Origin of the sequence: Deinococcus malanensis (assembly GCF_014647655.1) — a bacterium.
Classification (GTDB): Bacteria; Deinococcota; Deinococci; order Deinococcales; family Deinococcaceae; genus Deinococcus; species Deinococcus malanensis.
The window spans coordinates 197,170-210,735 of sequence record NZ_BMPP01000003.1; the positions used below are offsets into that span (position 1 = coordinate 197,170).

At 66.5% G+C, this 13,566-nt stretch carries 12 protein-coding genes; 8 read left to right on the plus strand and 4 right to left on the minus strand.

What is annotated here, in order from left to right; genetic code table 11:
* Positions 1-25: 25 nt before the first annotated feature.
* On the plus strand, positions 26-1,099 hold the full coding sequence (locus IEY49_RS04915) for a glycosyltransferase family 2 protein (protein WP_189005107.1): 1,074 nt from the start codon (positions 26-28) through the stop codon (positions 1,097-1,099).
* A complete protein-coding gene (locus tag IEY49_RS04920; RefSeq protein WP_189005109.1) occupies positions 1,096-2,472 on the plus strand; it encodes a phytoene desaturase family protein in 1,377 nt (458 codons plus the stop codon). Before IEY49_RS04915 ends, IEY49_RS04920 begins: the two co-directional genes overlap by 4 nt.
* 61 nt (positions 2,473-2,533) lie before the next feature.
* On the opposite strand, the gene crtI is transcribed toward IEY49_RS04920, so the two are convergent.
* A complete protein-coding gene (gene crtI / locus IEY49_RS04925; RefSeq protein ID WP_189005111.1) occupies positions 2,534-4,186 on the minus strand; it encodes a phytoene desaturase family protein in 1,653 nt (550 codons plus the stop codon).
* Positions 4,187-4,265: 79 nt separating this feature from the next.
* Entirely contained in the window at positions 4,266-5,207 is a 942-nt protein-coding gene (locus tag IEY49_RS04930) for a phytoene/squalene synthase family protein (RefSeq protein WP_189005113.1), read from the minus strand.
* Between the two features lie 352 nt (positions 5,208-5,559).
* Between IEY49_RS04930 and IEY49_RS04935 the strand changes: the two genes are divergently transcribed.
* From IEY49_RS04935 to IEY49_RS04950, 4 genes are all read left to right on the plus strand, one after another.
* Complete coding sequence (locus tag IEY49_RS04935; protein WP_189005115.1) at positions 5,560-6,186, plus strand: class I SAM-dependent methyltransferase; 627 nt, start codon at positions 5,560-5,562, stop codon at positions 6,184-6,186.
* 99 nt (positions 6,187-6,285) lie between these two features.
* Complete coding sequence (locus IEY49_RS04940; RefSeq protein WP_189005117.1) at positions 6,286-6,837, plus strand: biliverdin-producing heme oxygenase; 552 nt, start codon at positions 6,286-6,288, stop codon at positions 6,835-6,837.
* The gene (locus tag IEY49_RS04945) at positions 6,834-9,104 is read left to right on the plus strand and encodes an ATP-binding protein (RefSeq protein WP_189005125.1); all 2,271 of its coding nucleotides are present in this window, start codon (positions 6,834-6,836) and stop codon (positions 9,102-9,104) included. The genes IEY49_RS04940 and IEY49_RS04945 overlap by 4 nt, the downstream gene beginning before the upstream one ends.
* The gene (locus IEY49_RS04950; protein ID WP_189005127.1) at positions 9,101-9,538 is read left to right on the plus strand and encodes a response regulator; all 438 of its coding nucleotides are present in this window, start codon (positions 9,101-9,103) and stop codon (positions 9,536-9,538) included. Before IEY49_RS04945 ends, IEY49_RS04950 begins: the two co-directional genes overlap by 4 nt.
* 75 nt (positions 9,539-9,613) lie before the next feature.
* Here the strand turns inward: IEY49_RS04950 and IEY49_RS04955 are convergent, their stop codons facing one another.
* A complete protein-coding gene (locus IEY49_RS04955; RefSeq protein WP_189005130.1) occupies positions 9,614-10,933 on the minus strand; it encodes a sensor histidine kinase in 1,320 nt (439 codons plus the stop codon).
* A gap of 89 nt (positions 10,934-11,022) precedes the next feature.
* Positions 11,023-11,919: an LOG family protein gene (locus IEY49_RS04960; protein WP_229780639.1), complete on the minus strand. Its 897-nt coding sequence runs from the start codon at positions 11,917-11,919 to the stop codon at positions 11,023-11,025.
* A gap of 411 nt (positions 11,920-12,330) precedes the next feature.
* Between IEY49_RS04960 and IEY49_RS04965 the strand changes: the two genes are divergently transcribed.
* Both IEY49_RS04965 and IEY49_RS04970 read left to right on the plus strand, forming a co-directional pair.
* Positions 12,331-12,885 carry a DUF305 domain-containing protein gene (locus IEY49_RS04965; protein ID WP_189005132.1) on the plus strand — a complete coding sequence of 185 codons (555 nt, stop codon included), beginning with the start codon at positions 12,331-12,333 and terminating at the stop codon, positions 12,883-12,885.
* A gap of 9 nt (positions 12,886-12,894) precedes the next feature.
* On the plus strand, positions 12,895-13,566 hold the full coding sequence (locus tag IEY49_RS04970; RefSeq protein WP_189005134.1) for a response regulator transcription factor: 672 nt from the start codon (positions 12,895-12,897) through the stop codon (positions 13,564-13,566).

The window sequence follows — 13,566 nt, forward strand, 5'->3', positions numbered from 1 at the left end:
GCCCAAGACCAATGAGCCCAGCACCATGAGGACCCTGATACGCGCCCTGCCCTGGGCCGTGCTGACCCTGAAAGTCGGCGTGGCTCTGGTCAACGTGGCGACGTTTCCCCGGCTGCGGCCCTCCGGGGTCAGTGTGCGTGCTGCGCGGCGTGTGTCGGTGCTGATCCCGGCCCGTAACGAGGCGCTCACCCTTCAGGAAACACTGGGCGGCGTGCTGTGTCAGGGAGCGCTTGAAGTTCTGGTGCTGGACGACGAGAGCCAGGACCAGACGGGCGAGGTGGCCCGCAGCCGGGGGGCGCAGGTTCTGGCGGGTCAGCCGCTGCCGCCGCGCTGGAATGGCAAGACCTGGGCCTGTCATCAGCTGGCTCAGGCGGCCCGGGGAGAATTCCTTCTGTTTACCGATGCGGACGTGTCCTGGTCGCCCGGGGCACTGGACGCCCTGCTGACCGAACTGGAGCGCACCGGAGCCGACCTGCTGAGTGTCTTTCCCCGGCAGGCCAACGTCACGGGCGGGGAACGGCTGCTGACCCCACTGGTGGACCACGTGCTGCTGACACTTCTGCCCGCGCCGCTGCTGCGGCTCCGGCACCGGCAGGCCAGCGCGGCCAACGGTCAGGTCATGCTGTTCCGGCGCGGAATCTATGCCCGGCTCGGTGGGCACGCGGCGGTGCACGACCACCTGCTGGAGGACGTCGCGCTGTCGCAGCTCGTCAAGGCCGCCGGCGGCCGGGTATCGGTGGCGCTGGGCCGCGACCTGATCCGCGTGCGGATGTACCGCTCGTATCCGGATTCGGTGCGTGGCTTTGGCAAGAATGTGCTGACGGTCCACGGGGGGTCCCGGCTGGCGCTCAGCCTGTCCTGGGTCCTGAACCTGATCACCTATACGCTGCCCCTGCTGAGGGGACGTCCGGGCCCGGTGGTGCTGGCGGGGCTGGAAGGTCTGCTGGTCAGGGTCCTGACCGGCCGCACCCGACCGGCCGACCTCGCGGAAATAGTGCTGGCCCCGGTGCTGCCCCTGGCGGCCCTGCCGGTGTACCTGCGCGCCCTGCGCCGGAATGTGGAATGGAAGGGGCGTTACTATTCACAGGACCGACCATGAATGTCGTGGTAATCGGGGCGGGTTTTGCCGGGCTGGCGGCGGCGCTGCGGCTGTCGCGTGCCGGCGCGAAGGTCACCGTCCTTGACCGACTGGACCGCGCCGGGGGTAAGGCCGCGCTGGGGTACGAGGACTTTTCTAGCGGTCCCACGGTGGTCACCATGCCCCAGGTGTTCCGGGCCCTGTATGACCGTCTCGGGTGGGCCCCCCCGGCGCTGGACCCCGCCCGGCCGGTGACCCTCTACCACGCGCCGGACGGCCGGACCTTCGGCCCCGAAGCGCCAGTCGTGCCCGGCGCGCTGGACCGCACTCAGGCTCAGCTGACCGCAGCAGAGGCCCGGGACTACCACCGCCTGCTGACCCTCGCCCGCGAGCTGTACGAGGCGGCGGCTTCCACCTTTCTCTTTGCGCCGCCTCCGGGGCTGGCGGGACTGGCGCGGTACGCGGCGCGTCATGGCCGGCACGCCGCGCCGCTGACCTCCCTGCACCGTCTGGTGGACAGCGGTCCTTTCCTGACCCCCTTCTGGCTGCGCTTTGCCACCTACCTGGGCGCCGATCCCTACCGGGCCCCGGCCGTGCTGCACAACATTTCCTGGGTCGAACTGGGAGGCGGCGTGTGGCATCTGGATGGCGGCCTGCTACAGCTCGCGGCCCGGATGTACGTAGAAGCCCGGGCCAGGGGCGTCGAATTTGAGCACGCTACCGAGGTTCGTACGCTCCACACCCGGGGCGCTCAGGTGGTGGCGGCACACACCTCGCGGGGGGTCTTTACGGCCGACGCCTGGGTCAGCGCAGCAGACCACCACCTGACCGCTGGGTGGCTGGGCAGACGCGGTGGCGCCACTCGTCTGGGGGTCAGCGGATTCGCCCTGCAACTGCGGCTGACCGGGGATCACGGCCAGGGCCACCATGTCTTCTGGCCCCAGGATTACCGTCAGGAATGGCACGACATCCGACGGGGCCAACTTCCACAGAAGCCCACCCTGTACCTGCACCTGGATGGACAGCGGGCCTTCCTGCTGGTCAATGCGCCACCGCAGCCTGACCTTGGCGCGCACTCAGCACTGTACGCGGAGCTGTTGCTGCGCCAGCTTCAGGCGCGTTTCCCGTTGCCGGTCCAGGAGTTGCGGGCCCTGTCGCCAGCCGACTATGCCCGGACCGCCCGTGGCGGGGCCCTGTATGGGCGCGCGCCTCACGGCCTCCTGGGCAGCCTGCGTCCGGGCTGGCGCGTGCCGGGAATAAGCAACCTGGCGCAGGCCGGGGGCACGGTGTTTCCTGGTGGAGGCGTGCCCCTGTCGGTGCTGTCCGGCTGGAACGCCTCAGGTCAGTTGCTGGGTCTGCCATATGACCCGCTGGGCGGCCCGGACTTCGGGTAGAGGACGGCGTCCACGCGAGTTTCTTCCCCGGGGGCTGGTGGCCGCACCCCGGGCTGGCGGCTTAGTTTGTCATTTCGGCCGTGACGCCGAAGTCCTCGGCAATCAGGCGCGCAGTCATCTTGGCTGACATCATCACGCTGGGCGTTCCGGCGCCTGGCTGCGCCCCGGCCCCCACCAGGTACAGGTTGCTCACGTCCTCACTGCGGTTGTGCGGGCGGAAGAAGGCACTCTGCGCCAGGACCGGTTCCGGCCCGAAGGCGTTGCCCAGATAGCTGTCGAGCGTCGTCTCGAAATAGTCCGGCGTGACGTACTCCAGATGCGTCAGCCGTGAGCGCAGCCCGGGGATGACCCCGCGCTCCTCCAGGTAGTCCAGGACACGGTCCACCAGCAGGGGCCCCTGAACCTTCCAGTCCACGCCGTTGCCATTGTGCGGAACCGGGACCAGCGTGTATGCCGCGTGGTGGCCTTCCGGAGCCAGACCCGGGTCGGTCAGGGTCGGCACGTGCAGGTACTGGCTGAAATCCGCGCCCAGCACCTTCTGCCCGAAAATCTCGCGCAGCAGCGCCTCATAGCGTGGCCCCAGCAGAATGTTGTGGTGACGCAGCCCAAGCGGCCGGCCATCATCCCGGAAGCCGAAGTAGATGACCAGCAGGCTCATGCTCTGACGGGCGGCGCGTACCCTCAGGTCCGAGTTCACCAGTCGCGCCGCACGCGGAACGCGGCGGAGGTAGGTGTTGGCCCAGTCGCCATTGCTGACCACCAGGTCGGCCGGAATGCTCTCACCGTTCTCCAGGCGGACTCCGCGCGCCCGGCGGTGTCCCAGTGGCGCCCGTACCGGCTGGCCCCACACGTCGGTGACTAGGATCTCCTCGACCCCGGCGCTGTAGCGGACCGTTCCACCCAACTCCTCGAACTTGCGGACCATGCCCTGCACCAGGGCGCCAGTGCCTCCCATCGCGTAGTGGACGCCCCAGGTTTTCTCGACAAAGTGAATCATGGCGTAGATCGCCGGGACGCTCAGCGGGTTGCCGCCCACCAGAAGCGTCTCGAACGAGAACACCTGCCTCATCTTGTCGGAGCGGAAGTACTTCGACGTGAACGAAAACAGCGTGCGCACCGCGTCCAGGCGCAGCAGATCCGGCACGGCGCTCAGCATGGTGGGAACGTCACCGAAATGCGTGTAGCCCAGTTCCAGGAATCCGCGCTCGAAGATGGCCTGGGCGTCGCGGTGAAAGTGCCCGTAGCCTTCCAGGTCCTCCGGGGCCAGCGCCGCAATCTGCCGGCGGGTGCCCTCGGGGTCACCGTCATAATCGAAGAAGGTGCCGTCATCGAACATGATCCGGTAAAACGGCAGGATCGGCACCAGTTTCACGTAGTCCCGGGTACGGGGCCCGCCGCTTTCACCGCTGGTGACGCGGGTGGCCTCGCGCACCGCCGGCGGGAAATCCTCGTCGTCCAGTGCGCTTCGGTCCCGCTCCAGCGTAAACAGTTCCTCGATAAAGTGCGGCACCGTGATGACGGTCGGCCCCATGTCGAACACATAACCGTCGGGCGTGCGCTTCTGGTACCCCCGACCCCCCGGGCCGTCCAGACGTTCGAGAAGGGTCGTATCGAAACCCAGGCTCTGGAGCCGGATGCCCAGGCTCAGCCCGCCAATGCCCGCGCCGATAATCACGGCGACCTTGCGCCGCGTGAGTTCTGGAGGAAGAGGCATGCTGCGGCCATCGTAGCCTGGTCGGTCGGGACGGTGGCCCCGTGACCTGAGTGCTGGAGTCCGACGGACCGGCCGGGCTTCAGCCGCGCAGGCCCTTGAGCCGCAGGTACTGCTGTTCGGCCCAGCTGACCGGGCACACCGAAGGCGCAGGGGCGTGCACGCGGCATTCCTGCCACAGCAGCCGCAGTTTCTGGCGGCCCGGCACATGCGCCCGGCGGGTGAAGTTGTCGTAGCCGTGCAGCTCCAGGTCGTCCAGGATCCCTTCGTAGGCCCGGGCTGCAGCGGCCACCCCCACGCGGGCCCGGCCTTCCAGCGCAGGGATGCCCTCGCGGCCCCATGAATACCACTCGCGCGCGAGTCCGCACAGTTCGCGAATCAGCCGGCGGTATTCCGGCGTGACCTCGCCAGCGTGCAGGTCGGCCAGCGTGACGCCGTGCCGGCCCAGCAGGTCGGCCGGCAGGTAGACCCGCCCGCGCGCCAGATCCTCGCCCACATCCCGCAGGATGTTGGTCAGCTGCATGGCCTGACCCAGCATCAGCGCCTGTTCCAGCGTCTGTGCTCCGCCCCGGTAGCCCCCGATTGGGGCAACCATAAATCCCACGACGCCGGCCACCCGCCGGCAGTACAGGGCCAGGTCGCCGAGCCCCTGATAGACCTCCCCCGTGAGATCCATGCAGAATCCCTCGTACAGTTCGGCGAAGGCGCTCAGCGGAATACGGAATTCCCGCGTGGCCCACGCGAGCGCGCTCTGCATGGCGTTGTTCCCAGGATCGCCGCGGAAGGCTGCCTGGACCTGGGCCCACCAGCGGTCAAGCTGCTGCCGGGCGTCTTCACCGGTCTGCTCGTCCACGATGTCATCACCCACCCGGCAGGCTGCGTACACAGCCCATACCGCCAGCCGTTGCCGTCGGGGGTAAAGCAGCGAGCCCAGGTAAAAGGTCTGGCTGTGCACACGGGTCACCGACTGGCACCAGCGCAGCGCGGCCAGCGGAGGTGAGTCAGGCAGGTTGAGCTGAGGCATGGCAGGTCTCCCAGGAATCGGGTGGGCGGGGCGGCTCAATGCATCTTAGTTCACAACCCGGCTTAAGTTACTTTAATCTTAAAGGAATCGTGTTGGCCTGAAAGATACGCTGGCTGAAGATTTCCGGCGCTGGAGCCGTGGACTGCATTGCCGTGGTTCCGGCGGGGCAGCGCTGTGGGTTTGCGCCCTGGGAACCGGGCTGACTCGATGCGTCATTCCCGCTTTGTCGGAACATTCGCATTGTGTTTCTATCGGCAACACGTGGTACCGGTGTGGTTCTCCGTCCTCCTGGCTGACCGCGAACGCGAGATTCTGGACCAGCACCGCCTCAAGAGTCCTCCTGGAGAGCAACATGAGTACAAACGCCCTGACCCTGGCACAGCGAAGCAACTTTCTGCCCGTCACTCCTCTCGGATATCCCTGGTGGCGGGAGAGGTCCCTGACCCTGCTGGCAGGAGAGTTCTTCGGGCTGGACCGTGAAGCCCGGCTGTTCAGGGCGCTCGCCGGCCCCCGAGCGGGGCAGCGCTGGCTGGACGCCGGAACCAGTACCGGCTTTTACGCCGGTGTCCTTGCAGGGTGCGGCTGCCAGGTTGACGCGGCCGACCTCAGCGCCGGAATGTTGCGGCAGGCGGCACGACGCCACCCGTCCCCGCTGATTTCCTGGCGTCAGGTCAACCTGGAGCGGTCTGGCTGGGAAGCTGACACCTACGACGGCATCACCGTCGGAGCGACACTCAACGAGACCGCCTGTCCGGCCCTGTTTCTGGCAGAAATAAACCGTCTGCTGCGTCCTGGCGGCGGTCTGTGGCTGATGTACGTGACCCACGCGCCGGGTCCAGCGCAGACGGCTTTTGGTCACCTCGGCGGTCTGCACTTTCCTGACCTGGCCTGGATTTCGCGTCACCTTCCGGGCCTGACGCTGGAGCACGCCACGCAGTCTGGTGTGGTCCAGTTTGCCCTCTGGCGCAGGTCATCATAATAACCCTGGGTCATAAAGAAAGACAGCCAATGCTTGTGCTCCGGGCTGATGCGCAAGAGGGAGACTCTCACACCCCCCGTGATAATGTCGCCAGAACCCATGATCATGTCGCGCCTCAAACACAGCACTCTGGCGCAGCACCTGGAGGTCGAAGCTCTGATGCCTGTGTTGCACCCGGGCCTGACTCTGCCTGCGTACGCCGGGCTGCTGACGCAAATTTACGCAGCTGTCCAGCCGCTGGAAGCCGGACTGCAGGCGCTGACGCTGCCTGAACCGTTCGAACTGCCCGCGAGGCTCAAAACACCCCTGCTGGTCAGTGACCTGCAGGCGGTCTCGGGCGCCACGCCGGCTCCACGGCCGCCTCTGCGGCCACAGGGTGTGCCCGAGGCCCTCGGCGTGCTGTATGTGCTTGAGGGGGCCACGCTGGGCGGGCAGGTCATCGGACGGCACCTGAACAGCGCGCTGGGCCTGACCCCCGAAACCGGAGCGGCATATTTCCATGCCTACGGCGCCCGCACCGGAACCATGTGGAAGGCGTTTACGCAGGCCATGAACCGTGAAGTGCCGATTGAAGCAGAGGAACGTGTGATCGGTGGTGCCCAGACGGCCTTCGAGGCCTTCCGGCGGGTACTTGCGGGAACGCCGGCATGACCAGGGGTTCCGGAAGCGATCTGCTGCCACCCACGTACCTTGGTGGACCGGCCATCACCACCGACAACTGCGAGCGTGAGCCGATTCAGATTCCCGGCAGCATCCAGCCTCACGGGGCGCTGCTCACCGCCGACGCTGTGAGCCTGGAGATCCTGCAGGTGAGTGCCAATACCCTGCGACACCTGGGTCACGTACCGGAGGCCCTGCGCGGGGCCCCGCTGGGCAGCCTGCTGGCAGCGGCCGACCTCCAGGCTCTGACTGCCGCCCTGCCCCCAGGGTCACCCGACCACCTGCAATACCGCACCACCCTGGTACCAGCCTCGTCCGGGCGCCCGGGTGGGCCGCAGGCCATGACTGCCCACCGGGCCGAGGAAATGTACATTCTCGAGTTCGAGCCGGCCCCGGACGTGGAGCGCAGCGGGTCACACGCCCTGCGAAACGCGGTCTTTGCGCTGGAAAATGCCCGGACCCTGGCGGAGTTGCTGCAGGTGGCCGCCCAGGTGGTGCGCGAGATCTCGGGCTTCGACCGCGTGATGCTGTACCAGTTTGCCGGGGACGCCAGCGGGGAGGTGCGCGCCGAGGCCCGCCGCGAGGACCTGAAGTCGTTCATGGGCCACCGGTTTCCCGAGTCGGACATTCCGGCACAGGCGCGCGCCCTGTATCTGCGCCACCTCCTGCGGCTGACGGCCGATTCGCACGCCGAGCCCGTGGCGCTGGAGCCGGTGCTCAGTCCGCGCAGCGGGAAGCCCACGCCCCTGGGCGGCGCCGTGCTGCGCAGCACCTCACCGATGCACCTGCAATACCTGCGCAACATGGGCGTCGGGTCGAGCCTGTCGGTGTCCATCGTGGTGGACGGCCGGCTGTGGGGGCTGATCGCCTGTCACCATGAGCAGGCCTACGTGGTGCCGCCTGAAACCCGCACGGCTCTGGAATACCTGGGCCGGCTCCTGGCGCTGCAGGTTCAGGTCAAGACCCGTGCCGACACCGACGCTTTCCGGGCCGGACTGCAGACGCGCCGCGCCCAGATCGTCGGGGCGGCCGCCCATTCGGTCGACCCGCTGGCCACATTCGCCGACGAAAGCCTGGATCTGCCTGGACTGATGCGCGCCGGCGGGGTGATCGTCTTTTTCGAAGGCCGCTGGCAGGCTTCCGGGCGGGTGCCGACCCCGGCCCAGACCGAGGCCCTGCTGTCCTGGCTGCGCGAGCAGGACGGCACTCTGGTGCAGACCGAGGCGCTGGGGGAGCAGTGGCCGCCTGCGGCGTCCTTCGCGGATCGGGCCAGCGGGCTGCTGGCCATCAGTGTCGGTACCGGCTGGTCCGAGGGTGTGGTGTGGCTGCGCCCCGCCATCACCACAACGGTGGCCTGGGGCGGCGCGACCCCCGAACAGGCCAAGCACGCGCTGGGCCCGCGCCGGTCGTTCGAGACCTATGAGCAGACCGTGCGCGGCCACGCCGAGCCGTGGCACGCCGGCGAGGTCGAAGAGGCCCAGGAACTTCAGCGGGCCCTGACGGCCGCGCTGGGCGAACGGCTGAGTGTCGTGCGCGGCCTGAACGAGGCGCTGGAGCGCTCGGTCACTGAATGGCGGCAGTACGGGTTCGTGATCGCTCACGACATGCAGGAACCACTGCGGCTGATTACCCAGTTCGCCGAGCTGTTCCAGCTGCGCTACCGCGATCAGGTCGACGAGAACGCCGCGCAAATGATCCGTTTCATGCTTGACGAGACCGCGCGGCTGCGCAGTCTGACGGCTGACCTGCACACCTACACGGCGCTTCTGTCGGCACCGGCGGTCGTGCGCCGCCGCTTTGCGCTGTCAGCAGTGGTGCAGGATGTGCTGGCTGGGGTCGCTCCCCAGATCGGCAGCAGCGGCGCGCAGGTGGAGGTCGCGGCCGACCTGCCCAGTGTGGAAGCTGACCCGGCCGGTATGCGCGAGCTGCTGCTGCAACTCGTCAAGAATGCCCTGACCTTCGGTGCGGCCCACGCCCCCTGGATCAAGATCGGGGCCGGGCGGACCGCAGGCGGCTGGAACATTACCGTGCAGGACAACGGCCTGGGGATCGCGCCGGAGTACCGCGAGAAGATCTTTGGCCTGTTTCAGCGCCTGGGGCGGCGTGAAGATGCGCCTGGAAACGGCATCGGTCTGGCACTGGCCCGCAAGATCGCCGAGCGGCACGGCGGCACCCTGGGCGTCAGCTCGGTGCCGGGCCGGGGCAGCACCTTTACCTTCTGGCTGCCGGATTCCCCGGAAGGGTCGGGGCGCCCGTGACCACCGAACCGGTGAGGCTGCTGCTGGCCGAGGACAATCCGGCCGACGTCTATCTGATGGAGGCGGCCCTCGAACTTGCCGCGATGCCGGTGGTGATGACGGTGGCACGCGACGGCCGCGAAGTGGTCGATCAGCTTGATGAACTCAAGGACGGTGGGCGCCTTCCCGACCTGGTGCTGCTCGACCTGAACATGCCGCGTATGAACGGCTTCGAGGTGCTCACGGCAATCCGCCGGGACCCGGCGCTGGCTCATCTGCCGGTCGTGGTCTTCACGACGTCCACCGCGCCCGAGGACGTGAAGCGCGCCTATGCCCTGAACGCCAACTCCTATGTCAGCAAGCCGGTAACCCTGACGGGTTTCATGCAGCTGATGGAGCGGCTGGGCGCCTACTGGTTCGGCACCGCCAGCCTGCCCCGCACCTACCATCCTTAGATCCGGGCCATCCGTATATCCAGGTTCGGCGCGGGAAGGGTGAGCCGGGGGCTGTCTTCCTGAGTCTTATCGCCGCTATCGGGGGCGCGGCAGCGAGAAACTGAAGGTCGCGCCCTGGTCTTCCTGACCTTCTGCCCAGACCCGGCCGCCGTGCCGCAGGACGATGCGCCGGACGTTGGCCAGCCCTACGCCGATGCCCTCGAACGCTTCGGGGCGGTGAAGGCGCTGGAACACGGTAAACAGTTTGCCTGCGTACCGGGGATCAAAGCCGACCCCGTTGTCGGTGATCTGGAAAACCCACTCACCGGGCCGTTGCTCGGCGCACACGCTGATGTGCGTTTCCGTGCGTGGCTGACTATATTTCAGGGCGTTGGACAGCAGGTTGACCAGCACCTGCCGCAGCAGTTCGGGGTCGGCAGTGACCACCGGCATCGGGCCCACGTTCCAGCTCACCTGCCGCTGAGCGGTGTCGGGTTGCAGGGCTGCCTGCACGCTGGAAAGCAGTTCCCCGACATCCACGGGGGTCAGGCGAAGGGGCTGACGCGAGGTGCGTGACAGGTCGAGCATGGCGTCGATCAGCGTGTTCATCCGGGTGGCCGCCTCGTCCACCAGGCCGAGGTAGCGCTCCGATTTCTCGCTGAGAGGCGCGTCGAGCGACCGGCGCAGCAGACCCAGGAATCCGGTGATGTGCCGCAGCGGCGCGCGCAGGTCGTGCGACACCGACATGGCGAAGGCGTCGAGCTCCTCATTGGCCAGGCGCAGCGCCTCGGACCGCGAGGTCAGCTCGGCGTGCTGCGCTTCCAGAACGTCGTTCTGGGATTCGAGCTGAATGGTCCGTTCGGTGACGCGGCTTTCCAGGTCACGCAGCAGCCGCGCGCGCCCGAAGGCAATAGCGCACTGCGCCGCAAGCGTCCTTAAGAACCGCTGCTCGTCCTTGGTAAACTTGTGCGGCTCCAGAAAGTCCAGCACGAGAACGCCAAGAGGACGGTCGTCCAGAAACATGGGCAGGACTGCGGTGGCCACGACCGGGGCCGTGGCTCCGGAGCGGGCCTCGACCGACGGGTATTTCTGCGTCAGCTCGCCCTCGTGCTCAAAAAACAGGGGCCGCCGCTGGGCCAGTGCGTCGGCCGCTGGTCCATCGTCTTCCAGCATGGCGCCGTGCCAGATCGAGGCCCCCCCCTCCGGCTGGCCGGTCATGGCGACGCGCTCCAGATGCAATCCCCCGCGGCCCGCCAGCAGCACGGTCGCGGCGCGGGCGTCAAGGGCCTCACGGGCCGGCTGCAGGATGACCTCAAAAACGCCTTCCTGCATGCGGGTGGCAGCCAGCGCTTCTGTGACTTCCTGGAGCCGCTCACTGAGGGTAGGCGGAGCGAGCGTGCCATGGTGATCAGGCATACCTTCAGCATATTGCACGGCAGGCGTGCGGATGCTCAGCTTCGGGACATGTAAAGCACACGGTGACTATGCGCTTCCTCTCCTGGCTGTTACGTTCCGGACTCCGGGTCGCGCACGCTGAGGCTGCGGGCCAGTTCCATCGCCTGCTGATAGGCCCGCGGGCTGGTAAACCCGAACTGGGAAGCAGCCTGATAGGGCGTGGCGGCAATGGACATACCGTGGTCGCGCAGCGCCGCCATGCGCAGCTGGCTGGGGGTGGACCAGCGCACGCCCGCGTTCTGGAAGGCGGTCCACAGCCGCGCCCGCAGTGTCCGTTCGTCGAAGGGAAGCACCCGCTGGCTCTGCGCGTCCGGATTCAGCGGCGCCGCGTCCAGGCGCGCAAGTTCGTGAAGCGCGTCGAGGCTCCGGCTGGGGATGCGGCATTCCGTCCGGCGCAGCAGTGTTTCGCGGCTGAGGTTGACATGTTGCCACTGCAGGGTCAACAGATCAGTCATGGTAAAGGCCAGGTCGTCGATCAGCAGCAGGGCAGCGCGTGCGTGTGCGTCGGCAGTCTGCGCGTGCACCAGCTGAAGTTCGGCGCGGGAGGGGAGAGGATCGGTCGCACTTTCGCGTGCATGCCGGGGCAGGCCATCAAGCGGGTTGACCGGTACCACACCCAGTTCCCGGAAGCGCTCGTACAGCCGCGAAAGACTGGTGGCCCGGGCGTTGTAGGTGTTGGGCTTAGCCGCGCCCTGTTCGTCACCGATGCGCCCTAATGGCTTGACCAGCCAGTCGTGGAAGTCTGCTGGGGGCCGGCTGAGATCGATGTTGTCGCTCCGCGCGTCCTCGAAGGTGGTTTTAAGGTTGCTGCGCAGTACCTTCTGTATTCCTGGCAATTGCACCAGCGGAAGCAGGGAGTCGAGCTGCTCGCTGGCGCTGATGCTGGGATGCCGAAGCAGCCGCAGGATCGTCACTGCACGTTCGTCGGTTGGATGAAGTCCTGTCACAGTCTAAGTATACGTACGAATGTACATATATGATAGTCCTGACCCCGTTGTAGAAGTGAAGAGAATGGTTTGAGTGCCATCCTGCTCCAGGTCGGTCTGGCGGCTTTCTCTGGCGCTCCACCCAATCTACGTTCAGCCCAGGGGCTTGTGCCGGTGCTGAAGCTATGCGACGGCGCTGTTTCGATGACCTGACCGATCTGTCGAGAGACTGGCAACGGCAGGCGGTAATTGCCACTCTTTTCGTTTCCGCATTTGTATAAAACCGATCTCGCAACTCGTCTGCCAGAATATTAGTCGCTAATATATAGGTACATTCGTGCGTATAAAAACGTACTCGGATTGGAGTGGCGGAGGTGGCCTTTACAGGAATTTAACAGGCCCTCTATAGCCTGCACAGCAGAGGTAACCCCTATGACCAAGAAACTGCCTATCACTCTTCTGACTGCCACCCTGTCTGTTGCCTCAGCACAGACCAACCACTCCGGGATGCACCATTCGACCGGCTCTGCCAAGCACCAGGATCTCAAATCGCTCAGCGGAAAGGCTTTTGACCGCGCATTTCTCAGCATGATGATTCCTCACCATCAGGCGGCAGTGGACATGAGCCGGGCCGTGTTGCCGGGAACCAAATCTGCTCAGGTCAGGACCTGGGCCAATGCCATCATCAAGGCCCAGAACACCGAGATCGCCCTGATGAAGGGCCTGCTGGCCAAGCATGCCGGCAGCGATAAAGCCATGGCCAGCCAGATGAACGAGATGATGGACAGCATGGTCAAGGATGTCCGCACGGCCGGCAACCGCGACCGGGCTTTCGTCAAGGGGATGATTCCTCACCACGCCAGCGCCATCGAAATGGCCAATCACGCCCTGAAAAAGTCCAGCAATCCCACGATCCTGAAACTCGCGCGCGACATTGTCCGCTCGCAGGCCAAGGAAATCAACGAGTTCAAGGCTTACCTCAAGTAAGGTAGGGCTGTGGCCCGAGTCCTGATCGTTGACGATGACCCGGCGATTCTGGAAATCCTGAGGGCCTATCTGGGGGCTGAGGGTCACGAGGTACTGGAGGCGCGTGACGGGCTGCAGGCACGGGGACTGCTCGTACGCGCCGACGTGGCGGTCCTGGACTGGATGCTCCCGGGTGTGCCCGGCACCACTTTGGCCCGTGAAGCGCGCGCCGCCGGGCTCGACCTGCCGATCCTGATGCTGACGGCCAGAGGCGAGGAGGCTGACAAACTCCGCGGGCTCGAAGATGGCGTGGACGACTACGTGGTCAAACCCTTCAGCCCCCGTGAGATCGTGGCGCGGGTGCGCGCCCTGCTGCGGCGGGTCGGTGTTCAGCAGGAAATCCGTTCCGACGGTCTGCACATGGACCTCAAGCGCCGCACCGTTCAGGTAGATGGAGTGGGCCTCGAACTCTCCCGCCTGGAATTCGACCTTCTGGCGGCCATGGCGCAGCATCCGGGCCTTGCCTGGACCCGTGAACGCCTGCTTGAACGCCTGTGGGGACCGGATTTTCCGGGGACCGAGCGGGTGGTGGACGTGCACATCACGGCCGTGCGCAAGAAACTGGGTGACGACCCGGAGCGCCCACGTTACATCGAAACAGTACGGGGAGTCGGCTACCGGTTCCGCGAAGGCGGGAGCTGA